The following is a 22426-nucleotide window of genomic DNA, read 5'->3' on the forward strand; positions in this document are numbered from 1 at the left end:
GGGACGACGTCGGGCCCGCTCCTCCTCACCGGAGGTGCGGGCCCGAGGTCGTCGCAGGGTCAGTACCGGATCGCGTCGATCACCTTGACGCGCACCGCGTAGATCGCCGGGACCAGGCCGGCCAGAGCGCCGACGCCGGTCGCGCAGGCCATGCCCACCAGCGCTGCGGTGAACGGGAAGGGCGGAGTGTCCTGCAGCGCCGTGCCGAAGACGCGCTCGACCGGGATGTTCTTGACGATCGCCACGGCCAGCACGACGCCGACGAGCCCGGCCACGAACGTCGCCACCACGGACTCCATCAGCACGCCGAAGAACACGCGGCTGCCCGTGGCGCCGAAGGAACGGCGGATGCCGATCTCCCGGATGCGGTAGCGCACGGTGACGAGGGCGATGTTGAGCAGCCCGAGGCCGCCGAGGAGCAGGGCGAAGCCGCTGACCCCCAGCACCACCCACCGGGTCGCGGAGTCGAGCCCGAACCCGGAGTCCCACGGGAGCTGCACCTCGGCGTGCATGCCGGGCAGCATCGCGGTCAGGTCACGCCGCAGCACGGCCTGCAGGTCCTCGTCGAGCTCTGTGGGCACCCAGATCTTGTACTGCTGGTCGCGCACCAGGTCGGGCAGCCACCGCGCGGCCTGGTCGAACAGCATGTAGGCCATGGGGCCCTCCTGCTCCCAGCGCACGGGGACGGTGCCGATCACGGTGGCCTGCACCGCGGTGTCGCCGCCGAGGGTGACCTGCGGGTGCGCATCGACCGGCCTGCCGTCGGTGAGCTGGTCGAGGAACGGCTGGTTGACCACGAGGGTCGGGCCGAGCGCCTCGGCGTCGCGGTCGGTGAACCATCGGCCGCCGTCCGTGACCAGACGGGTGATCACCGAGTAGCTCGGGTCGACGACGGTGAGCTGGACGTAGGTGTCCGAGGCGCCGGAGCGCACGGGCAGCTGCTGGTTCGCCTGCACCGAGTGGTAGGAGATCTTGTAACGCTCGGCGAGCTCGTCGACAGCCTGGTCGAAGGCGAGCGGGTCGAGCTCGCCCGTGGAGTTCCAGCCGTAGACGGTCAGGGTGGTGGGACGGCCCTGGTCGCGGTCGCTGGACTCCTGCATCGCCTGGCCGAGCATGGAGACGGCGGCGGTGATGCCGGTGATGGCGGTGACCGCGACCGCGACGCCGACGAGGGCGAGCAGCACCCGGACCTTGTGGATGCGCAGCTCGTCCCACGCCTCGACGACCGCGCCGACCAGGCCGCTCATGCGCCGGCCCCCAGGGCGGGTGCGGCGGGCACGGTCGCACCGACGGCGGCCGCGGCCTCGATGACGGGGCCGGGCGCGTCGAGGTGGATCGGCACGAGCACGCCGTCGGCGAGCCGGAACTGCCGGTCGGCACGCGCGGCGATCGCCAGGTCGTGCGTGATGGTCACCAGCGCGGCGCCGGTCTCGGCGGCTGCGGTGTCGAGCAGGTCCATGACCGCCCGGCCGGTGTCGACGTCGAGGGCTCCTGTGGGCTCGTCGGCCAGGATCACGCGGGGGCCGCGCACCAGGGCGCGGGCGATGGCCACGCGCTGCTGCTCGCCGCCGGAGAGCTTCTCGGGCATCGTGTCGAGGCGCTCGCCCAGACCCACGCGCTCCAGCATCTGGGTGGCGAGCCGCTTGCGCTGCCAGAACTTGCGGCCGCGGGCGTACAGCAGCGGCGCTGCCACGTTCTCGACCGCCGTGCGCCCGGCGAGCAGGTTGAACTGCTGGAACACGAAGCCGAAGTCGTCGCCGCGCCGACGGGCACGGGCCCGGGACCCGAGCCGCCCGATGGGCGTGCCCTCGAGCAGGTAGTCACCGTGGGTGGGGGAGTCGAGCAGCCCCAGGATGTTGAGCAGCGTGGACTTGCCGGTGCCCGAGCGCCCGACGACGGCGACGTGCTCACCGGGGGCCACGGACAGATCGATGCCGCGCAGGATCTCGAGCGTCGAGCCGTTGGGGAGCTGCACGTGGCGGGTCACGCCGTGCAGCTCGACGAGGGGCGGCCCGTCGGTCACGGTCGGCGTGCTCATCCGAAGCAGGCCTCCTCGTAGGCGCGCACGGCGCTCATGTCGCCGTCCATGGCGGCCTGGTCGTAGGCGTCGGTGTCGGAGCAGTCGGGCCCGGCCTCGGTGGCGTCCGGGATGGGCGTGAACTCGAGGATGCGGTCGCCCGCGGCCAGGCCCTCGGCGATCTGTACCTGGCTGCCGTCGGTGAGCCCGAGCGTCACGGTGCGCTCCTCGGGCTCCGCGTCGTCCGAGGCCACGACCCACACCTTGCCGGTCTGCGCGGAGCCGAGCACGGCGCTGATGGGCACGACGACGGCGTCGTCCGCGGTGCCGTTGACGATCTCGATCTCGGCGCCGAGGCCCGGGAACGCCGTGACGTCACCGGGGATGGAGCAGGCGACCGTGCCGGTGGCCGACGCGCCGGGCTCGCCGGCCGGGGGCTGCTCTCCGCCGGGCTGCGGGGTGCTGCCGATGCGCAGGTTGCCGCACGTGAAGGGGGCCGGGCCGCCCTTGAGGGTGACCTGGGCGTCGCCGGCCGCGCCGACGAGCCGGTACTGCTGGTCGGCGGTGAGCTGGCCCTGGACGGAGAGCGACTCGGGGCTGACCTTGGCGACGACGTCACCGACCGACACCTGCTGGTCGACGAGCACCGAGGAGGCGAGCGTGCCGGCGATGGGGGCCTTGACGGAGGTGTAGGTCACCTTGGGCTTCTGCTCGGTGACGGTCTGCTCGCCGGTCTCCGGGTCGGTGCGGACCAGCGGGTCGCGGGGGGTCTCCTGCTTGATGACCAGGATGACGGCGTCGGCGGCGACGGGCCCGTCGGGCGTGGAGATCTTCGACACGACGCCGGCGGCGGTGGCCTTGACCTCGACGGGCGGGTCGGCCACGACGGAGGCGGGCACGGTCACGGCGTTCGTGACGGTGCCGGTGCCGACGTCGATCACCGACTGCGTGATCTCGCCCGTGGGCTGCAGGGCGTCGGCCTGGTCGAGCTCTGCCCCTCGGAACGCCATGACCACCAGGGCGGCCGCGATGACGGCCCAGATGGCGATGCGCAGGGCAGGGAAGACGTACGTGCGGGTGACGCCCACTGCGGCTCCTCGCTTCGGTGCGGTCGGTGTCCTTCGTGGCGCACGGTACTACGCGAAACGTACTAGCAGGTGCGCCCCGGGGCGATTTCCGGCGATCCGGGCGAAGTTCACCCGCCGGGGCGCCCGTCGGCGCCCCGGCGAGCCCGCCGTGCGGAGGGTGCCGTTCAGGCGTCGCGACCGGCGGACGCCGACGGCGGTGCCTGCAGGAACGCCGGCGCGGCCAGGCCGGCGTCGGCGAAGGCGGCGCGCACCGCCGCAGCCACGTCCTCGACGGCGTCGGCCCGGACGAGCGCGATCGTCGACCCGCCGAACCCGCCACCGGTCATCCGCGCACCGATCGCGCCGGCGGCCAGGCTGGTGTCGACCGACAGGTCCGTCTCCCGCACCGTCACCTCGTAGTCGTCGCGCAACGAGGCGTGCGAGGCGGTCATGAGGGCCCCGGCGCGGGCCACCACCGCCGCGTCGGGGCTGCCGTCGGCGCCGAGCCCGCCGCGCACCAGCTCCGCGAGCTCGGCGGCGCGGGCCGTCTCCGTCACCACGTGGCGCACCCGGCGGCGCAGCACGCCGTCCTCGTCGTGCTCGGCCAGGGCGGTCAGGGCGTCCTTGAGCCCCTCCGGCGTGACGTCCCGCAGCGTGGGGACGCCCAGGATGCTCGCCGCCTGCTCGCACGACGTGCGCCGCGCCGCGTACTGGCCGTCCACGAGCTGGTGGGGGGCCCGGGTGTCGATCACGAGGAGGGTCAGGCCGGCGGTCGCCAGGTCGAACGGCGTCGGCACCGCGTGCTCCTGCGGCGCCAGGCCCGGCCGGAAGTCCAGCAGGAGCGCCGAGCCCGCCCGGCACAGGAGGGCGGCGGACTGGTCCAGCCCGCCCGTGGCCGCGCCCGCGATCTCGTTCTCCGCCCGGATGCAGGCGGCCACCAGCTGCGTGCGTCCGGCGTCGTCGCCCCCCAGCCCCAGCCCGAACACGTCGTCGAGAGCCACCGCGAAGGCGCACTCGAGGGCCGCGGAGCTGGACAGCGAGGCCCCGAACGGCACGCACGAGTCCACGACGGCGTCGAACCCGCCGACCGCGTGCCCCGCCTCGCGCAGCGCCCACGCCACGCCGGCCACGTACGAGCCCCAGCCCTCCACGGCGCCCGGGGCGACGTCGGCCAGCCGAACCCGCCACGGCTCCGACGTCTGCGCCGAGGCGATGCGCACCACGTCGTCGTCCCGCCGGCGCAGCGCCACGTACGTGCGGTGCGGCAGCGCTGTCGGCAGGCAGACGCCCGCGTTGTAGTCCGTGTGCTCCCCGATCACGTTGACCCGTCCGGGCGCGGACCATACGCCGTCCGGCGCCGGTCCGTCGAAGGTGCGGTCGAACAGGTCGCGCACCCGCTGCGCGCCCTCCTCGGCGGTCCAGGCGGGGAGCCACAGGGGCGCGGCGGGGCGCCCGTCAGTCGTCTCAGGCATGCACCCAGTATCCCGACTGGCAGCGCCGCCTCGTGCACGCACGGCGGGTGGACCTGGCCGCCCGCCGGAGCGGGCACGGCCCGGCACCCCGGAGGGTGCCGGGCCGTGGCTCAGACGACCGGCAGGGGCTGCGTCACGGCAGCGGGTGCGGCCCGCCTCTCGTCGCGAGCGTCGTCCTGCGCCCGGGCCGCCCGCTCCTGCTTGAGGAGGTCGGCGCAGCGCTCGCCGATCATCATCACCGTGATGTTGGGGTTCACGGTCGTGATCTCGGGCATCACCGACGCGTCGGCAACCCGCAGCCCGGTGACGCCCTTGACGCGCAGCTGGGGGTCGAGCGGCGATGCCGGGTCGTCCGGTGCGCCCATCCGCACCGAGCCCGTCGGGTGGTACACCGTGTTGTGGGTGCGGCGCACGTAGTCCGCGATCTCCTCGTCCGTCCGCACGTCCGGGCCGGGGAACAGCTCCCGCCCGGCCCAGGCGGCCATCGCGGGCTGGGCCACGATCTGCCGGGCCAGCTTGATGCCCTCCACCATGACCTCCATGTCGTGCGGGTCGGTGAAGTAGCGGGGGTCCACCTTGGGCTTGTCCCGGAAGTCGCGCGAGCGCAGCCGCACGGTGCCGCGCGAGCGGGCGTGCGTGACGTTCGGCGTCAGGCAGAACGCGTTCGGGGAGGTGGGGTAGCCCTGCCGGGCCGTGTGCATGTCGAACGGCACCGACCCGTAGTGGAACATCAGGTCGGGCCGGTCGTCGCCGCGCGCCACGGCCTGCGCGGTCCGCGCGAAGATGCCGATCTCCCACCACTGGGTGGACGTCGTGGGCATCGGCTGCAGCGCCTCCCACGAGATGACGCCCTCCGGGTGGTCCTGCATGTGGCTGCCGACGCCGGGGGAGTCCACGAGCACCTCGACGCCCACCTCGCGCAGGTGCTCGGCCGGGCCGACGCCCGAGAGCATGAGCAGCTTCGGCGAGTCGATCGCTCCCGCCGACAGCACCACCTCCCGGCGCGCCGCCAGGTGCACGGTGCGGAAGAGCCCGCTGCGCACGTCGACGCCCGTGGCCCGCAGGTCGTCGTCGAACGTGATCCGTTCGACCTGGTGGTCCGTGAGGACCGTCAGGTTCTCGCGCCCCAGCACCGGGTGCAGATAGCTCACGGAGGAGGAGGCCCGGGTGCCGTCCTCGTGCGCGTTGATCTGGAAGAACGCGGCGCCCTCGACCACGGTGGTGCCGTCGTTGAACCGCACGCGCGGGATGCCCGCCTGCTCGCAGGCGTCCAGCAGCGCGACGCCGCACGGGTCCGACGGCGGCACCTGGCGCAGCCGCACGGGCCCGTCGTGCCCGTGGTGGTCGCCGGGCTGGTCGTTGTTCTCGAGCCTCTTGACGTAGGGCAGGGACCGCTCGGCCTCCCACCCGGTTGCCCCCAGGGCCGCCCACTGGTCGAGGTCCTCGGCCGGCGGGTGGAACGCGATGCACGAGTTGTGCGAGGAGCAGCCGCCCAGCACGCGGGCGCGCGCCTGGCGCATGAACGAGTTGCCCCGCTCCTGGGGCTCGATCGGGTAGTCCCAGTCGTAGCCGGACTCCAGCAGGTGCATCCAGCGGTCCAGCCGCAGGATCGCCTCGTCGCCGACGTCGGAGGGGCCGGCCTCCAGCAGCGCCACGGTGACGTCCGGGTCCTCGGACAGGCGCGCCGCCACGGCCGCGCCGGCGGACCCGCCGCCGATGACGAGGTAGTCGTAGGTGTCGGTCACGGTGCTCCTTCAGGCGCGTCGGTGCTGCGGGAACCAGCCGGTCACGGCCGGGCGGAGGTTCTGGTAGATGTGCTTGGCCTCCTGGTACTCGGCCAGACCGGTGGGGCCCAGCTCCCGGCCGAACCCGGAACGGCCGAACCCGCCCCACTCGGCCTGCGGCAGGTAGGGGTGGAAGTCGTTGATCCACACCGTGCCGTGCCGCAGGCGGCGGGCCACCCGCTGGGCGCGGCCGGCGTCCTGCGTCCAGACGGCGCCCGCCAGGCCGTAGTGGGTGTCGTTGGCGATCTCGACGGCCTCGTCCTCGGTGCGGAACGTCTCGACGGTGACGACGGGACCGAACGCCTCGTCCTTGACCGCCGCCGTGCCGCGGCGCACACGGTCGAGCACCGTGGGCAGGTAGTAGAAGCCCTGCGCCAGCTCGCCCTCGCCCCAGCGCCCGCCGCAGCGCAGCTCGGCACCGTCCGCGACGGCCTGCTCCACGTAAGCGCTCACCTTGTCGCGGTGGGCGGCCGAGATCAGCGGCCCCGTCTCGGCGTGCTCGTCGAACGGCCCGCCCAGCCGGATCTGCTCCGCGCGGCGCACCAGCTCGTCGACGAACCGGTCGTGGACCGACTCCTCGACCACCAGCCGCGCCCCGGCCGAGCACACCTGGCCCGAGTGCACGAACGCGGCGTTGAGGGCGTTGTCGACGGCCGCGTCGAGGTCGGCGTCGGCGAACACCACGTTGGGGTTCTTGCCGCCCAGCTCCAGGGCCACCTTCTTGACCGTGGCCGCGGCGGCGCCCGCGATCGTGCGGCCGGTGTCCAGGCCGCCGGTGAACGACACCATGTCGACGTCGGGGTGGCTGGACAGCGGGGCGCCGGCCTCGGGGCCGGCCCCCGTCACCAGGTTCGCCACGCCCGCGGGGACGCCCGCCTCGGTCAGCACGTCCATGAGGAGGATCGCCGTGTGCGGCGTCAGCTCCGACGGCTTGAGCACGAACGTGTTCCCCGCCGCCAGGGCCGGAGCCACCTTCCACGCCGCCTGCAGCAGCGGGTAGTTCCAGGGCGCGATGAGCCCGCACACGCCCACGGGCTCGTGCTCGACCCTGCTGAGCACGTCCCGGTCGCCCGCGTCGACCACACGGCCGGCGTCGTGGCCCGCGAGCTTGCCGAAGTAGCGGAAGCACGCGGCGATGTCGTCCATGTCGATGCGCGACTCGACGATCCGCTTTCCGGTGTCGAGCGACTCGGCGCGCGCGAAGTCCTCCTTGCGGGCCGTCAGCAGGTCGGCCACGCGCAGCAGCAGGTCGCCCCGCTCGAAGCCGCTCGTGGCCCGCCAGGGGCCGTCGTCGAACGCACGGCGTGCGGCGGCGATCGCGCGCTCGGTGTCGGCGGCCGTGGCCTCGCTGACGGTGCCGACGAGCGAGCCGTCGGCCGGGCACCGGATCTCGCGGGTGCCGCCCTCGGCGGCCGCCCGCCAGGTGCCGTCGACGTAGAGCGTCGTGGGTTCGGTCATGGTGCTCCCTCGGTTCAGGCCTCGACCGGTGCGGTCGAGGTCAGCGGGTCCGCGGTGACGTGCAGGAAGTGCAGGTGGCGCTCGTACTGGTCGAGGACGTCCACGATGAGCTCGTCCTTGGTGCAGCCGGTCACGTCGTAGCCCTGGGTGCCCTCGGTCAGGTGCACCTCGATGCGCACGTACGTGTCGGCGGGGTGGGGGACCCCGTGCGCGAACACCGGGGTGGGCGCCAGCACGGGGTGCAGGCGGTAGCGGAACGGTGCGTCGTCGCCCAGGCCCACGGTCAGGGCCAGGCACGGCAGGTCGACGCCGTCGGCCGGCAGGTCCTCGCGGGCCACGTCCAGACCCTGGCGCTCCAGCTCGGCCGCCACCTCTGCGAGGGCCGGGCGGCCGACGTCGTCGAGGAACCGCCGGGCCTGGCGCGGGCCGGGGAACGACATGAGGCGGGTCAGGCGGCGTCGCCAGCCCTGCCCGCCGGCCGTCCCGGCGGGGCCCGGCAGGCTGGTGGGCAGCACGGCGTGCAGGGAGGCGGCCTTGTGCCCCTCGGCGCGCAGCGCCCGGTAGAGGCCCAGCATGACGCCGATCAGCACGAAGGAGAACGGCAGGCCCATGATGATCGTGCCGCCCTGCAGGGTGGCGATGCCGCCGGCCAGCAGCATCCCGAGGGTCAGCAGGCCGGTGGCCACGGCCCAGAAGATCCGCAGCCACGGCGGGCCGTCGTCGCCCGCCCGGTGCACCCGGGTGGTCAGGTTGGCCAGCACGAGCGCGCCCGAGTCGGCCGACGTCACGTAGAACAGCAGGCCGGTCACGATGGCGACGGCGATCGTGGCCGGTGCCCACGGGTGCTGGTCCAGGAGGGCGAACAGGCCCGACGCCGGGTCGTCCACCGCGGCGGCGCCGAACGCCGTGCCCGCCTCGCCTCCGCCCCGGATCCGGTCGATGGCGCTGTTGCCGAACACCGACACCCACAGCAGCACGAACACGAACGGCAGGGTGAGGGTGCCCACGACGAACTGGCGGACGGTGCGGCCGCGGGAGATGCGCGCCAGGAACAGGCCCACGAACGGCGCCCACGCCACCCACCATGCCCAGAAGAAGATCGTCCACGCGTTCTTCCACTCGGCGACGTCGGAGTACGCCATCGTGTCCAGGGACATGCCCGGCAGCATCGTCACGTAGTCGCCCACGTTCATGACCAGGCCGTCGAGCAGGAACGTGGTGCGGCCCGTGACGAGCACGAACGCCAGCAGCGCCAGGGCCAGCACGACCGTCAGCTCCGACAGGCGCCGCAGACCGCGCTGCACGCCGGAGACGGCCGAGAGCGCCGCGACCACCACGGCCAGGGCGAGCAGGGCCACCTGGGCGCCCACGCCCTCGGGGATGCCGAGCAGGTCGTCCAGCCCGCGGTTGAGCATCGAGACGCCGATGCCGAGCGTCGTGGCCAGGCCGAAGATCGTGGCGACCACGGCGGCCACGTCCACGACGTCGCCCAGCCGCCCCCACACGCGGTCGCCGAACAGGGGGTGCAGCACCGAGCGGATGCTCAACGGCATGTCCCGGCGGTACGCGAAGTAGGCGAGCGCCATCCCCATGAGGGCGTACATGCCCCAGCCGATGACGCCGTAGTGGAAGAGCGTCCAGACGACGGCCTCGCGGGCGGCGGAGACCGTCTCCCCGTCGCCCACCGGTGGGGCCAGGTACTGGGCGGCGGGCTCGGCGACGGAGTAGAACATCAGGTCCGTGCCGATGCCCGCGGCGAACAGCATCGCCGCCCGCGTGAACAGCCCGAACTGGGGCCGCGACTGCTCCGGGCCGAGCTTGACCCTGCCCACCCGGGACGTGGCCACCACCACGACGAACACGAGGAACGCCGTGGCGGCGAGGAAGTAGTACCAGCCGAACGCGTCGGAGATCCACGTGACCGCTGAGCCGAGCACCTCCTCCGCCTGGGACGGCCGGACGATCGTGGCGAGCGCCACCGCGAGGATCAGGGCTGCGGACGCGGTGAGCACCACGACGTTGGTGCGTCGTGCGCCAGGTGCCGTCCCCGGTGGGCTCCCGGGTGCCGTCCGGCCGGGGCGCGGGCTCGCGGGACCGGGTGCCGCTGCCGCCCGCACGGGGGCGCCGGGCGCCTCGACGGCTCCCTCGGGGTCGGGGCGATCGGGTGTCGGCGCGCCGGAGCGCGCTCGGGTCACAGGGCTCATGCAGTCCCAACGTCGAGCGGCGTGCTCGACCGATGCTTGGCGTGGCCTCGATCGATCGGTGCCCGAACGTCCCTGCATCGTGGGGAGATGGCATGGGAATGCCCGGGGACAAGCACGATGACGACGAGCGACACTAGCCCTCAGGTCATCAGATCGCCAAGCGGCCTTGACCTTTTCGTGGTACGACCACCACACTGTGCCTGATCAGGTGGTACGACCACACACTGTGCCCGATCAGGGGGCGGGGCGCTCCTCGCGGGACGAGACCGGCGTCAGGCCCAGGCGCATGCCCGCCAGGCCGCGCGAGCGCCGTGCCAGCGAGCGCGCGACGTCGCGCAGCACCCGGGCCCCGGGAGAGCCCGGTGCCGAGAGCACCACCGGAGCCCCGTCGTCGCCCCCCTCGCGGACCGCAGGGTCCAGCGGCACCTGGCCCAGCACGGGCACCTGCGTGCCCAGCGCCGAGCCGAGCGACCGGGCCACCCGCTCGCCGCCGCCCTCGCCGAACACCTGCAGGCGCGTGCCGTCCGGCTGCTCCAGCCACGACATGTTCTCCACCACGCCCACCACGCCCTGGTGCGTCTGCAACGCGATCGAGCCGGCGCGCTCCGCCACCTCCGCGGCGGCCGCCTGCGGCGTCGTCACCACCACGATCTCGCTGCCCGGCAACAGCTGCGCCACCGAGATGGCGATGTCGCCCGTCCCCGGGGGCAGGTCCAGGAGCAGCACGTCCAGGTCGCCCCAGAACACGTCCGCCAGGAACTGCTCCAGCGCCCGGTGCAGCATCGGACCGCGCCACACCACCGGCTGCCCGGCCGGTACGAACATGCCGATCGAGACGACCTTGACGCCGTGCGCCACCGGCGGCAGCAGCATCGAGTCCACGCGGGTCGGCTGCCTGTCCACGCCCAGCATGCGAGGGATCGAGAAACCGTAGATGTCGGCGTCCACCACGCCCACGTTCAGGCCCTCGGCGGCCAGCGCCACCGCCAGGTTCGCCGTCACGGACGACTTGCCCACCCCGCCCTTGCCCGACGCGATCGCGTACACCTTGGTGAGGGACCCCGGCTGGGAGAACGGGATCACCGGGTCGCCCGTGCCGCCCCGCAGCATGGTGCGCAGCTCCTGGCGCTGCTCCGGCGTCATCACCCCCAGGTCCACCGCGGCCCCCGCCACGCCGTCGACCCCCCGGACCGCCGCGGTGACGTTCTCCACGAGCGTGCTGCGCATCGGGCAGGTCGCCACCGTCAGGTCCACGCCCACGCGCACGTGCGCGCCGTCGGCGGCGTCCTCCACGTCGACCGACCGCACCATGCCCAGCTCCGTGATGGGCCGGCGGATCTCCGGGTCGACGACGGTGGTGAGGGCCTCGCGGACCCTGTCGGCGAGTGTGGTCATACCTTGATCCTAGGCGTGGTCGGACGCCGCGCGGTCCGCGGAGCCGTCCACAGAGGTCACGCGCTGGGACCGCTCCTGGTCAGCGCGCTCCTGCTCGGCCCGCTCCTGCTCGGCCCGCTCCGCCTCGCGCTGCTCCTCCAGCTCCTCCAGCAGGTTGCGCAGCTCCGATCGCACGAAGTCGCGGGTCGCCACCTCCGAGAGCGCCAGGCGCAGCGCCGCCATCTCCCGGGCCAGGTACTCCGTGTCGGCCAGGTTGCGCTCGCCCCGCTGCCGGTCCTGCTCCGCCATCACCCGGTCACGGTCGTCCTGCCGGTTCTGCGCCAGCAGGATCAGCGGCGCCGCGTACGACGCCTGCAGCGACAGCATCAGCGTCAGCGCCGTGAACCCGAACTCCGCCGAGTCGAAGCGCAGGTGCTCCGGGCCCCACGCGTTCCACCCCAGCCACAGCGCGCAGAACACCGTCAGGTAGATGAGGAACCGCGGCGTGCCCAAGAACCGGGCGATGCCCTCGGTGGCCTTGCCCACCGCGTCCTGGTCCAGCTCCAGACGCGGCACCAGCTGGCGGCGCGCCTCCTTCGGCGTGTCGAGGCGGTCAGCCACGGGTCGCCTCCGTCCCGCTCGTCGGAGCCTCGTCGATGCTCTCGTCGTCCGACTCGCGCCAGTCGTCCGGGAGGATGTGGTCCAGCACGTCGTCCACCGACACCGCGCCCAGCAGCCGCTTCTCCTCGTCCAGCACCGGCAGCGCCAGCAGGTCGTACGCCGCCAGCAGGCGCGTCACCCGGCCCAGCGGGGCGTCCGGCGTCAGCCACTCCGTGTCCGTCTCCAGCACCGAGCCCACCGCCGCGTGCGGAGGCTCCCGCAGCAGCCGCTGGAAGTGCGCCACCCCCAGGAACCGGCCCGTCGGCACCTCCAGCGGAGGCCGCACCACGAACACCATCGACGCCAGCGCCGGCGGAAGGTCCTGCTTGCGGATCTGGGCCAGCGCCGTCGCGATCGTCGTCTCCGGCCCCAGGATCACCGGCTCCGTCGTCATCAGACCACCGGCCGTGTCCTCGCCGTACGCCAGCAGGCGGCGCACGTCCTCCGCCTCCTCGGGCTCCATCAGCTCCAGCAGCTGCGCCGCCTGCGCGTCCGGCAGCTCGTGCAGCAGGTCCGCCGCGTCGTCCGGCTGCATCGCCTCGAGCACGTCCGCCGCACGGTCCCGGTCCAGGCCCGAGAGGATCGCCACCTGGTCGTCCTCCGGCAGCTCCTCCAGCACGTCCGCGAGCCGCTCGTTGTCCAGCGCCGTGGCCACCTCCAGCCGGCGCGTGCCGCCCAGCTCGTGCAGCACGTCCGCGAGGTCCGCCGGGCGCATGTCCTCGTACGCCTCCAGCAGCCGGGCCGCGCCCTGCTCCTGCTCGGCCGCCGCCAGCCCCGTCACCGCGTCGATGCCCACCACGAGCGTCGCACCCCGGCGCCGGATGCCCAGGGTGGACTTGCCCGCCTGGCGGCGCCGCACGAACAGCTGGTCCACCAGCCAGTCGCCGTTGCGCTGCCGCGCGATCGCCAGGTCCTCGACCGTGGCCTCGCCCGAGCCGTCCTTGAACCGCACCGTGCGGTCCAGCAGCTCGCCCAGCACCAACGACTCCATCGCCCGCTGCTCGAACCGCCGCATGTTCAGCAGACCCGTCGAGATCACCTGGCCGGCGTCGATGCTCGTCACCCGCGTCATCGGCAGGAACACGCGTCTGCGCCCCGGCACCTCCACCACCAGGCCCACCACGCGCGGTGCGCCCTTGGCCCGCACGAGGACGACGACGTCGCGCACCCGCCCCACCAGGTCACCGATCGGGTCGAAGACCTGGGTCCCGGCGAGGCGTGCCACGAAGACTCGGGTTCCGGCGCTCACGCAGGTCAGCCTACGCGTGCCCCCGGACCATGACCCGGACGCGCGTCCGGCGCCCCGCGCAGGCACGACAGGCCACGACACCCGCCCGACCTGGTGGTGACCGGGGGTGGCTTGCGCCAGACTGGGCAGATGAGCTTCTCGCGACCCCAGCCGGTGCCCCGCGTGCCCACGCCCCCGAAGGGGGACGAGGTCGCCGCCTACGAGACCTATCTCGAGGCGCAGCAGGCCGTCGACTACCTCTCCGACAACAAGTTCCCCGTCGAGAACGTCACGATCGTCGGCACCGACCTCAAGATGGTCGAGCGCGTCACCGGCCGCCTCACCTACGGCCGGGTGGCGCTCGCGGGCGCCATGTCCGGCGCGTGGTTCGGCCTCTTCGTGGGCCTGCTGCTGTCCCTGTTCGGCGGGGGCGGGGTCGCCAACGGCGTCATCTTCATCGCCGTCGCGCTCGGTGCCGGGTTCGGCCTCCTCTTCTCCGTGCTGTCCTACGCGTTCACCGGCGGCCGGCGCGACTTCACGTCCCAGTCCCAGATCGTGGCCGCCACCTACGCCATCCTGTGCACCGCCGAGGCCGCCGGCGAGGCGCGGCAGATGCTCATGCGCTCGCCCAGCGGGCTGGGCAAGGCGCGCCAGGCTGCGGCGCCCGCCGCCCCGCCCGCGCCCCGCGCGCCCGACCCGCGCTGGACGACCCCGACGGGCGAGCCGCGCTACGGCGCGATGCTGCCGGGTGCGGGTGCGGGTGCGGGTGCGGGTGCGGGTGCGGGTGCTGCGGGCCAGCCCGGCCAGCCGGCGCAGACACCCGACCCGTCCTCCGGGAGCACGCCTGACCAGGCGCCCCGCTACGGCGCCACGCAGCCCCCGTCGAGCGGCGACCGGCCCGCCCCGCAGGCGCCTCCCGCGGACCCGTACGCCCCGCCGTCGGCCTCGCCGCGCCCGCCGGCGGACGACGACCCGCGCCCCCAGGGCTGAGACCGCGCTCGCGCCGGCTCTCGCCCGTCCGGCAGAAGGTCCCTGGTCCGGCAGACCGATCTGCCGGACCAGGGACCTTCTGCCGTACAGGCGGCGGGGGGGGGGAGCGCCTCAGCCGCGCAGCGACGCCATCCACGCCTCGACGGCGTCCGGGTCGCGGGGCAGAGCGGCCGAGAGGTTCTCGTGGCCGTCCGCCGTGACCAGCACGTCGTCCTCGATGCGCACGCCGATCCCGCGGTACTCCTCCGGCACCGCGAGGTCGTCCGCCTTGAAGTACAGGCCGGGCTCGATGGTGAACACCATGCCCGGCTCCAGCACGGCGTCCTGGTAGAGCTCGCGGCGGGCCTGCGCGCAGTCGTGCACGTCGAGCCCGAGGTGGTGGGAGGTGCCGTGCACCATCCAGCGGCGGTGCTGCTGCCCCTCGGGCGTCAGCGCCACCTCGGCCGTGACGCCGTCGGGCAGCAGGCCCCACTCCTCGAGCCGGGCTGCGATGACCTCCATGGCGGCGGCGTGCAGGTCGCGGAAGCGCGTGCCGGGCCGGGCGACGGCGAACGCGGCGTCGGCGGCGTCGAGCACCGCCTGGTACACGCGGCGCTGCACGTCGGTGAAGGTGCCGTCCACGGGCAGGGTGCGGGTGACGTCGGCGGTGTAGAGGGAGTCGACCTCCACGCCGGCGTCGAGCAGCAGCAGCTCGCCGGGGCGCACCTGCCCGTCGTTGGTGATCCAGTGCAGCGTGGTGGCGTGCTCGCCGGCGGCCGCGATGGTCTCGTACCCGACGGCGTTGCCCTCCAGGCGGGCGTGGGCGTCGAACGTGGTCTCCACGACGCGCTCGCCCCGGCGGTGCGCGACGGCGCGGGGCAGCGCGCGGACCACCTCGGCGAAGCCCTCGATGGTGCGGTCCACCGCCTCGCGCATGTGCTCGATCTCGAGCGCGTCCTTGATCAGGCGCAGCTCGCTGGTGGTCACGACGAGCGCCTCGTCGGTGAGCTCGCCGGTCTCGGCGTCCTCCACCCCGGCCTCGGCACGGATGGCCTCGACGAGAGTCTCCACGCTCTCGTCGGCGCCGGTCACGACCAGCAGGGTCACGCCGGCCCCGACGTCCTTGGCCAGGGCGTCGCGCAGCTCGTCGACGTGGCGGGCCTCGATGCCGGTCTGCGTGGTGACGTCGTCCAGCGAGGGGCGGGCGCCCACCCAGAACTCGCCGTAGCGGGAGTCGGCGTAGAACTCCTCGGTGTCGCGGGCGGCGAGGGGGCGCACGTAGAGCACCGCGTGGTGGCCGGAGCCGTCGTCGCCCTCGCCGTCGCGCACGGGGTGCATGACCAGCACGGCGTCGGGCTCGTGGTCGGTGCCGAACCCGGTCAGGTGCGCGAAGGCCGAGTGGGGGCGGAACCGGTAGTCGGTGTCGTTCGAGCGGGTCTTGAGCGATCCGGCGGGGATCACGAGCCGGGCGCCGCGGAAGGAGGCGGAGAGGCGTGCGCGCCGCTCGGCGGTGAAGGGCACGGCCGGCGACGGCTCGACGTGGAGGTCGGCGCGCGGGGCCCAGCGGGAGGTGATGAACTCGACGAACGCCTTGGAGCTCGGCCGGTTGCGGTGGTCGCTGGGCGCCTGAGAGGGCTTCGCGGTCTCGGCGGGCTCGGTCTCGGGCGTGGTGATGTCGTCGGTCATGCGTCCCAGTCTCGCACCCGGGGCCGTGCCTGCGGGAGGCCCCGGCCGCGACGACCGGCGTACCGCCCGGCCGGGTCAGCCCCGGCCGAAGTCGCGCAGGGCCTGGGAGAGCACCCGGTTGAACGCCTCGGGGGCGTGGCTGTTGACGTCGTGGCCGGCGCCGGGCACGACGACGAGGGTGCCGTCGGCCGCGGCGGCCAGGTGCCGCTGCTCCTCGAGCCGGAGCCGGTCGCGGGCCCCGTTGACGAGCCACACGGGGACGCGTGCCGCACGCAGGTCGGCCACGGAGGAACGGCCTGCGAGCTGTGTGAGGGCGTCGGTGACGACCTGCCAGCCGGGCCGGAACGTCTCGGGGGCGGTGGTGTCCCCGGCGATGGCGGGGACGTCGGTGCCGGGGGCGCGGGAGCGTCCGCCGAGCGCACCTGCCCGCAGGCGTGCCAGGGCGGCCCGGGTGCCGCGGCGTGCGGCGCCCAGACCTCCGACGGTGGCGTGCGCGACGTCGCGGAACAGCGCCACGGGCTTGCCGCGCGGGTCGGAGCAGCAGGCGGCGGCCACCACGCCCACGAGCCGGGACGACGACGTGCCGGCGCGCGACGCCTCGCGCGCCGCGTACGCGAGGCTGGTGTAGCCGCCGAGGCTCAGGCCCACCAGGGCGACCGGGCGACCGGGGCCGAACGAGCGGACCGCGTCGTCGACGACGTCGAACGCGGCAGGCAGGGTGAAGCGGTCCTCGTGGCGCGCGCCGTGGGCGGGCAGGTCCACGGCGACGGCGTCGTGGCCGGCGTCGTGCAGGTAGCGCAGCTGCGGTGCCCAGATCGCCGACGACGTCCGCATCCCGTGCACGAGCACCACGGCGGGGGGCGTGGGGGAGGAGCTCATCTCTCGATGGTGCGCCGTGCGGCGCGGCGGCGCGCGGGAGGGGCGCCGCAGGATCGGTGAAGCGGTCGTGCGGACCGTCTTCACGCCGGGCGGGGCGCTCGGGACCGCATCGTCGAACTGGCGTGGAACGGCTGCCGGACGGCCGTCGGGCGGTGGCGGTGCTGTGACGTGCGTCGTCCGCCGCTCGTGGCGGCCTGGACCTGCACCGGCGCGTCCCTATCCTTGGTCCGTGATCGACCTCCACACGCACTCGACGGCGTCCGACGGTACGGGCACGCCGGCGCAGGTCGTGGAGGACGCCGCGGCGGCGGGCCTCGCCGTCGTCGGCCTCACCGACCACGACACGGCGGCGGGCTGGGACGAGGCTGCCGCCGCCGCCGCACGCGTGGGGGTCGCCCTGGTGCGCGGTGCCGAGATCTCGGCCACCGCGGACCACGTGAGCGTCCACCTGCTGGCCTACCTGCACGACCCCACGCACCCGGCGCTGCTCGCGGAGCTGGAGCGCACGCGCACCGCGCGGCGCGGGCGGCTCGAGCGCATGGCCGCCCTCCTCGCGCAGGACTACCCGATCACCTGGGAGGACGTCCTGGCGCAGACGGGCCCTGGCGCCACCGTGGGGCGGCCGCACCTGGCCGACGCCCTCGTGGCCGCCGGGGTGGTGGCCGACCGGGACGAGGCGTTCGCCACCGTGCTGCGGCCGGGCACCCGCTACTACGTGCCGCACCACGCGCCCGACGCCGTCAGCGCCGTGCGCGCCGTCCGGGCTGCGGGCGGTGTGCCGGTGCTCGCCCACCCGGGCGCGGCGCAGCGGGGGCGCGTAGTCACCGAGGCCACCATCGAGGAGCTGGCCGCCGCGGGGCTGGCCGGGCTCGAGGTGGACCACCGCGACCACGACGAGGCCACGCGGGCCCGGCTGCGGCAGGTGACCCGGTCCCTGGGGCTGCTGGTCACCGGGTCGAGCGACTACCACGGGGCGGGCAAGCCGAACCGTCTCGGAGAGAACACCACCGCGCCGCACGTGCTGGCGCAGATCGAGGAGCAGGGGTTGCTGGACGTGATCCGCCCATGAGCGACGTGATCAACGTCGTCCTCTTCACCGAGGTCTTCGTGACCCTCTTCGTGATCATGGACCCGCCCGGCACCGTGCCGGTGTTCCTGGCCCTGACCTCGCGCATGACCCCCAAGCAGCGCAACCGGGCTGCCCGGCAGGCGATCCTCGTGGCGTTCGGCGTCATCGTGGTGTTCGCGGTGTTCGGGCAGCAGGTGCTGCACTACATGGGCATCTCGCTGCCGGCCCTGCAGGCGTCGGGCGGCCTGCTGCTGCTGTTCGTGGCCATGGAGCTGCTCACCGGCAAGATGGAGGAGCCTGAGCCGGCCAAGGGCGGGTCGGTCAACGTGGCGCTCGTGCCGCTGGGCACCCCGCTGCTCGCGGGGCCGGGCGTCATCGTGGCCACGATGGTGTTCGTGCAGCAGAAGGTGGCCGACGGCGACAGCGCCGTGGCGCACTGGGTCGCCATCGCCGTGGCCATCGTCGCGGTCCACGTGTGCACCTACCTGGCGATGCGGTTCGCCAACGTCATCCAGCGCGTGCTGCGCGACTCGGGCGTCACGCTGGTGACGCGCATCGCCGGTCTGCTGCTGGCGGCGATCGCCGTGCAGATGATCGCCACCGCCGTCACGGAGTTCGTCCGCGCCGCCTGAGGGGCCGGCTCGGCCGGGGCACGGGGGAGTGGTGCGCAGCGCCTAGCGGACCGGTTCGAGGACGACGCCGACCGTGCCGCCGTCGGGGATCTGCTCGGCGGCGCGGACGGCGCGCTTGACCGGCAGCACGTAGCCGCCCTGCTCGTCGCTGGGGAACACCGACGTGGACCAGCGCGTGCCCCCGATCGTCGCGGTCACCTTGATCGAGCCGAACCCGCGCGGCGGCAGGGGGAGCTCGGCGAGCTCGTCGGACAGCTCGGGAGGCACGGTCACGAACCACCACGCCTCACGGCGGGCGGACCACTGCCAGAGCGGGGCGGTGAACTCCAGGCGCACCCGGCAACGGTAACCGGGCCTCGGGGCGGGGCGCTCGGCCCGGCTCTCGTGGCCGTGCGTCGCGGGCCCGAGGAGGGACCGTGGCGGGATGGTGCCGATGGCGCGGTCGCGCCACCGCATGCCTCTAGGTTGTGGCCCATGAGGTCCACCCCTGCCGTCTGTGCTGTCGCGCTCGTCCTGCTCACCCTGGTGCTGTTCGTCTTCGACCTGCCCGACGCGCTCTCGGCCGCGGTGCAGGTGGGCTGGGCCGCAGCCCTCGGGGTGCTGCTCTGGCTCGGGGCGACCGCGCTGCGGAGCAAGATCCGGGCCCGGCTCCTCGACCTGGTGGCCGACGGGCCCGGTGGGCGCGACGAGGTGCGCGACCTCGACGTCCACCACGGCGAGGGGCGGGTGCCCCAGCAGCGCCCCCGCCCGTGAGCGGGGAAGGCGCCCGGCACCCGTGAGCGAAGGGCCCGGGCCCGGCAGCAGTGCTGCCGGGCCCGGGCCCTTCGGTGTCGTCCTGGGCGGGCGTCAGCCCTCCGTGGAGGTCTGCTGCGGCCCGCCCGCAGGCTTGCCCCCGCGCGTGCGGCGGCGGTTGCGGGGCCGACGACGGCGCTCGCCGTCGCCCCCCTCACCCGCGCCGCCGGCCGCGCTCGCGCCGCCCGCGCCGCCGGCCGCCGTCGCGCCCGCGTCGGCCGAGGTGCCCTCGTTGCGGCGGCGCTCGCCACCACCGGAGCGAGGACGGCCACCACGGCCGCCCCGCGAGCCGCCGCCGTCGCGGGAGCCCTCGCGGGACCCGGAGCGCGAGCCGCCCTCGGAGCCCTGGCGCGGCGTGTGCCGCTTGCCGGTCTCGCCGAGGTCCTCGAGCTCCTCGGCCTCCAGGCCGCCCAGCTTGCGCTTCTCCTTGGGCAGCCGGCCCTTGGTGCCCTCGGGGATGCCGAGGTCGGAGAACAGGTGCGGCGAGGAGGAGTACGTCTCGACGGGCTCGGCGAAGCCGAGGTCGAGCGTCCGGTCGATGAGCTGCCAGCGCGGCACGTCGTCCCAGTCCACGAACGTGACGGCGGTGCCCTTGTTGCCCGCGCGGCCCGTACGGCCGATGCGGTGCAGGTACGTGCGCTCGTCCTCGGGGCACTGGTAGTTCACCACGTGCGTGACGTCCTCGACGTCGATGCCGCGCGCGGCCACGTCCGTGGCCACCAGCACGTCGATGTGGCCGTTGCGGAAGGCGCGCAGCGCCTGCTCGCGGGCGCCCTGGCCCAGGTCGCCGTGGATGGCGCCCGCGGCGAACCCGCGCTCGCGCAGCTCGTCGGACACCTTGGCGGCGGTGCGCTTGGTGCGCGCGAACACGATCGTGCGGCCGCGGCCGTCCGCCTGGAGGATGCGGGCCAGGACCTCGACCTTGTCCAGCGCGTGCGCGCGGTAGACGACCTGGCGCGTGTTCTTGACGGTCGCGCCGCCGTCGTCCGGGTCCGCGGCACGGATGTGCGTGGGCTGCGACATGTAGCGGCGCGCCATCGACACGACCGGGCCCGGCATGGTGGCCGAGAACAGCATGGTGTGCCGCTTGGCCGGGGTGCGGGACAGGATCCGCTCGACGTCGGGCAGGAACCCGAGGTCCAGCATCTCGTCCGCCTCGTCCAGCACCACGGTCTGCGCGCGCGTCAGGTTGAGGTGGCCCTGGTTGAGCAGGTCCACCATGCGGCCCGGCGTGCCGACGACGACCTCGACGCCCTTCTCGAGGGCCTCGATCTGCGGCTCGTACGCGCGGCCGCCGTAGATCTGCACGATGCGCACGCTGCGCTTGCGCGAGGCGTTGGCGAGGTCGTTGGCGACCTGGACGGCCAGCTCGCGCGTCGGTGCGACGACGATGGCCTGCGGCTTGCCCGGGGCGGGCAGCTCGTCGTACCCGGGCTCGCCCGGGGCGACGACACGGTGCAGCAGCGGGACGCCGAAGCCCAGCGTCTTGCCGGTGCCGGTCTTGGCCTGGCCGATGATGTCGTGGCCCTGCAGCGCGACCGGCAGGGTCATCGCCTGGATGGGGAACGGGTGCGTGATGCCCACCTCGGCCAGCGCCTCGACGATCTCGGGGCGCACCCCGAAGTCGGCGAACGAGACGTCCTGGGCCTGGATGGAGGAGACGGTGCTGCCCGCCGCGGCGTCGGCGGCGCCCGGGTCGACGACCTGCGCGCCGTCGGGGACGGTGTTCTCTGTGGTGGTCACAAGTGCCTTCGGTCTGTAGTCGGCGCGGCGCGACCTGGGAGGCCGGGGCCGGGAGGCCCGCAGGCGCTGCCACCGGCGCGCTGCACCGGGTGGACGGCAGCCGATCGCGGAAGGACGTCGCGACGCCGCGGGATCCCGGCCGGAACCGGGTCTCCGCGGGCCGTCGCGGAAGATCTGCACGGGACGACCGGGCAACCGTGGTACGCACCCAGTCTACGCGACGGCGCCTCCCGCGCCCGTATCCTGGCCCGATGAGCGAGCCGACCCCTGCCGACGAGCACGTCCTCGACCTGGTCGGCCTGGCCGCGTACCTCCGGCTGCGCACGTTCTCGCTGCTCGCGGCGCAGGCGGCCGGCGCCCCCGACCTCGACGGCGCCCAGCGCCTGGCCCGCATCGCCGGCCGGGTGGTGCGGCACCAGGAGGACCTGCTCGCGCTGGGCGAGGCGCGCGGGGCCGACGCCGTGGCGCTGATGTCCCCCTTCGACGGCCTGCTGGACGCGTTCGAGCAGCGCACGCCGGCCTCGACCTGGTGGGAGGGCCTGCTGACGGGCGTCGTCGGCCACGGCGTCTCGGGCGACCTGTGCCGCCTGCTGGCCCGCGGCCTGTCGCCGGGCGGTGCGGACGCCGTCCTGCCGGCGCTCGCGGACGAGGAGCACGAGGACGACTCGGCGACGACGCTGGTGCGGTCCGCCGCCGCGGCGGACCCGGTCCTCGCCTCGCGGCTCGCCCTGTGGGGACGGCGCGTGGTGGGCGAGTCCCTGTCGCTCGCCCAGGAGCTGCTGGGCCGCAGCCCGGCGCTCGGGGAGCTGGCCCGTGCGGCGGCCCGGGCGGCCGGCGTCACGGACGGCGCAGGCGCGGCGGTCGGCTCGTCCGCGGACGTCACGGCGTGGGTGCTGGGCGAGCTGACGGCCGAGCACACGCGTCGGATGGACCGGATGGGCCTGGCGGCCTGACGCCTGCGCCCGTCGGGCGCCGACGCGGCGGTCGACGGCCGCTCTCGCGCGGGTGCTGGGCGCGGTGCCGGGGCAACGGAGCGGTGCCGACAGACGGACGAGGGCCGGTGGCAGCAGCCACCGGCCCTCGTCCGTTCCTCGCCACCGGGGTGGCGGACCGCTTCGGGCGGTCGTGGTCAGAGCGAGCCGAAGCCCACGCGCCGGGTCTCCTCCGGGCCGACCTCGACGTAGCCGATCGTCGCGGCGGGCACGACGACGCGACGGCCGCGGGTGTCCGTGAGCTCGAGGATGCCGCCGTCGGCCAGGGCCTTCTTCAGGGCTGCGGCGACCTCGTCGGCGGTGAGGTCCGTCTCCAGGGCCAGCTCGCGAGGCAGGTTCTGCACACCGATCGTGACTTCCACGTTCTCTCCTTCGCAGGCGCGGGCTGCCGCGCGGGTGA

General features: G+C 74.4%; 19 protein-coding genes and 1 pseudogene. 5 read left to right on the forward strand and 15 right to left on the reverse strand.

Annotation, left to right across the window (positions count from 1 at the left end; genetic code table 11):
• Positions 1-59: 59 nt before the first annotated feature.
• The 10 genes and pseudogenes from DNL40_RS00805 to DNL40_RS00850 form a co-directional block, all read right to left on the reverse strand.
• Complete coding sequence (locus DNL40_RS00805; RefSeq protein WP_111249336.1) at positions 60-1247, reverse strand: ABC transporter permease; 1188 nt, start codon at positions 1245-1247, stop codon at positions 60-62.
• The gene (locus tag DNL40_RS00810; RefSeq protein WP_111249337.1) at positions 1244-2038 is read right to left on the reverse strand and encodes an ABC transporter ATP-binding protein; all 795 of its coding nucleotides are present in this window, start codon (positions 2036-2038) and stop codon (positions 1244-1246) included. The genes DNL40_RS00805 and DNL40_RS00810 overlap by 4 nt, the downstream gene beginning before the upstream one ends.
• Positions 2035-3105 (reverse strand): permuted SH3 domain-containing protein, encoded by a 1071-nt coding sequence (locus DNL40_RS00815; RefSeq protein WP_111249338.1) that lies wholly within the window; start codon positions 3103-3105, stop codon positions 2035-2037. Before DNL40_RS00815 ends, DNL40_RS00810 begins: the two co-directional genes overlap by 4 nt.
• Positions 3106-3269: 164 nt before the next feature.
• The gene (gene galK, locus DNL40_RS00820) at positions 3270-4556 is read right to left on the reverse strand and encodes a galactokinase (RefSeq protein WP_111249339.1); all 1287 of its coding nucleotides are present in this window, start codon (positions 4554-4556) and stop codon (positions 3270-3272) included.
• A gap of 188 nt (positions 4557-4744) precedes the next feature.
• Positions 4745-6301 (reverse strand): annotated as a pseudogene (locus tag DNL40_RS00825) (GMC family oxidoreductase); the annotation flags it as partial.
• Positions 6302-6310: 9 nt separating this feature from the next.
• Positions 6311-7798 (reverse strand): aldehyde dehydrogenase family protein, encoded by a 1488-nt coding sequence (locus DNL40_RS00830; protein ID WP_111249341.1) that lies wholly within the window; start codon positions 7796-7798, stop codon positions 6311-6313.
• 14 nt (positions 7799-7812) lie between these two features.
• Positions 7813-9810, reverse strand: a complete 1998-nt coding sequence (betT, locus tag DNL40_RS00835; RefSeq protein ID WP_245885549.1) for a choline BCCT transporter BetT — start codon at positions 9808-9810, stop codon at positions 7813-7815.
• Between the two features lie 426 nt (positions 9811-10236).
• Entirely contained in the window at positions 10237-11397 is a 1161-nt protein-coding gene (locus DNL40_RS00840; protein WP_111249343.1) for an Mrp/NBP35 family ATP-binding protein, read from the reverse strand.
• A gap of 9 nt (positions 11398-11406) precedes the next feature.
• Positions 11407-11997, reverse strand: a complete 591-nt coding sequence (locus tag DNL40_RS00845) for a DUF1003 domain-containing protein (RefSeq protein ID WP_111249344.1) — start codon at positions 11995-11997, stop codon at positions 11407-11409.
• Complete coding sequence (locus tag DNL40_RS00850) at positions 11990-13285, reverse strand: magnesium transporter MgtE N-terminal domain-containing protein (RefSeq protein WP_111249345.1); 1296 nt, start codon at positions 13283-13285, stop codon at positions 11990-11992. Before DNL40_RS00850 ends, DNL40_RS00845 begins: the two co-directional genes overlap by 8 nt.
• 129 nt (positions 13286-13414) lie before the next feature.
• Between DNL40_RS00850 and DNL40_RS00855 the strand changes: the two genes are divergently transcribed.
• Positions 13415-14254 carry a YflT domain-containing protein gene (locus DNL40_RS00855; protein ID WP_111249346.1) on the forward strand — a complete coding sequence of 280 codons (840 nt, stop codon included), beginning with the start codon at positions 13415-13417 and terminating at the stop codon, positions 14252-14254.
• Between the two features lie 111 nt (positions 14255-14365).
• On the opposite strand, the gene DNL40_RS00860 is transcribed toward DNL40_RS00855, so the two are convergent.
• A complete protein-coding gene (locus tag DNL40_RS00860) occupies positions 14366-15919 on the reverse strand; it encodes an aminopeptidase P family protein (RefSeq protein WP_111249347.1) in 1554 nt (517 codons plus the stop codon).
• A 75-nt stretch (positions 15920-15994) separates the two neighbouring features.
• Positions 15995-16798 (reverse strand): alpha/beta fold hydrolase, encoded by an 804-nt coding sequence (locus DNL40_RS00865; protein WP_111249348.1) that lies wholly within the window; start codon positions 16796-16798, stop codon positions 15995-15997.
• A 229-nt stretch (positions 16799-17027) separates the two neighbouring features.
• On the opposite strand from DNL40_RS00865, the gene DNL40_RS00870 reads away from it, so the two are divergent.
• Positions 17028-17867, forward strand: a complete 840-nt coding sequence (locus DNL40_RS00870) for a PHP domain-containing protein (RefSeq protein ID WP_111249349.1) — start codon at positions 17028-17030, stop codon at positions 17865-17867.
• Positions 17864-18499, forward strand: coding sequence for a MarC family protein (locus DNL40_RS00875; RefSeq protein WP_111249350.1), 636 nt, complete (start codon positions 17864-17866; stop codon positions 18497-18499). Before DNL40_RS00870 ends, DNL40_RS00875 begins: the two co-directional genes overlap by 4 nt.
• A gap of 42 nt (positions 18500-18541) precedes the next feature.
• On the opposite strand, the gene DNL40_RS00880 is transcribed toward DNL40_RS00875, so the two are convergent.
• Complete coding sequence (locus tag DNL40_RS00880) at positions 18542-18835, reverse strand: DUF1905 domain-containing protein (RefSeq protein WP_111249865.1); 294 nt, start codon at positions 18833-18835, stop codon at positions 18542-18544.
• Positions 18836-18973: 138 nt separating this feature from the next.
• Here DNL40_RS00880 and DNL40_RS00885 point away from each other — a divergent pair, with 138 nt between their 5' ends.
• Positions 18974-19252, forward strand: coding sequence for a hypothetical protein (locus DNL40_RS00885; protein WP_111249351.1), 279 nt, complete (start codon positions 18974-18976; stop codon positions 19250-19252).
• Between the two features lie 93 nt (positions 19253-19345).
• On the opposite strand, the gene DNL40_RS00890 is transcribed toward DNL40_RS00885, so the two are convergent.
• On the reverse strand, positions 19346-21034 hold the full coding sequence (locus DNL40_RS00890) for a DEAD/DEAH box helicase (protein WP_111249352.1): 1689 nt from the start codon (positions 21032-21034) through the stop codon (positions 19346-19348).
• Between the two features lie 251 nt (positions 21035-21285).
• On the opposite strand from DNL40_RS00890, the gene DNL40_RS00895 reads away from it, so the two are divergent.
• Complete coding sequence (locus DNL40_RS00895) at positions 21286-21987, forward strand: ferritin-like fold-containing protein (protein WP_111249353.1); 702 nt, start codon at positions 21286-21288, stop codon at positions 21985-21987.
• A gap of 176 nt (positions 21988-22163) precedes the next feature.
• On the opposite strand, the gene DNL40_RS00900 is transcribed toward DNL40_RS00895, so the two are convergent.
• On the reverse strand, positions 22164-22388 hold the full coding sequence (locus DNL40_RS00900; RefSeq protein WP_111249354.1) for a DUF3107 domain-containing protein: 225 nt from the start codon (positions 22386-22388) through the stop codon (positions 22164-22166).
• Between the last annotated feature and the right edge of the window lie 38 nt (positions 22389-22426).

This window comes from Xylanimonas oleitrophica, assembly GCF_003244315.1.
Lineage (GTDB): Bacteria > Actinomycetota > Actinomycetes > Actinomycetales > Cellulomonadaceae > Xylanimonas_A > Xylanimonas_A oleitrophica.

Bases quoted from the DNA above. Each gene is read 5' to 3' on its own strand.
- DNL40_RS00805 (WP_111249336.1), bottom strand. From the start codon at position 1,247: ATGAGCGGCCTGGTCGGCGCGGTCGTCGAGGCGTGGGACGAGCTGCGC.
- DNL40_RS00810 (WP_111249337.1), bottom strand. From the start codon at position 2,038: ATGAGCACGCCGACCGTGACCGACGGGCCGCCCCTCGTCGAGCTGCAC.
- galK (WP_111249339.1), bottom strand. From the start codon at position 4,556: ATGCCTGAGACGACTGACGGGCGCCCCGCCGCGCCCCTGTGGCTCCCC.
- DNL40_RS00830 (WP_111249341.1), bottom strand. From the start codon at position 7,798: ATGACCGAACCCACGACGCTCTACGTCGACGGCACCTGGCGGGCGGCC.
- DNL40_RS00840 (WP_111249343.1), bottom strand. From the start codon at position 11,397: ATGACCACACTCGCCGACAGGGTCCGCGAGGCCCTCACCACCGTCGTC.
- DNL40_RS00855 (WP_111249346.1), top strand. From the start codon at position 13,415: ATGAGCTTCTCGCGACCCCAGCCGGTGCCCCGCGTGCCCACGCCCCCG.
- DNL40_RS00860 (WP_111249347.1), bottom strand. From the start codon at position 15,919: ATGACCGACGACATCACCACGCCCGAGACCGAGCCCGCCGAGACCGCG.
- DNL40_RS00865 (WP_111249348.1), bottom strand. From the start codon at position 16,798: ATGAGCTCCTCCCCCACGCCCCCCGCCGTGGTGCTCGTGCACGGGATG.
- DNL40_RS00875 (WP_111249350.1), top strand. From the start codon at position 17,864: ATGAGCGACGTGATCAACGTCGTCCTCTTCACCGAGGTCTTCGTGACC.
- DNL40_RS00885 (WP_111249351.1), top strand. From the start codon at position 18,974: ATGAGGTCCACCCCTGCCGTCTGTGCTGTCGCGCTCGTCCTGCTCACC.
- DNL40_RS00895 (WP_111249353.1), top strand. From the start codon at position 21,286: ATGAGCGAGCCGACCCCTGCCGACGAGCACGTCCTCGACCTGGTCGGC.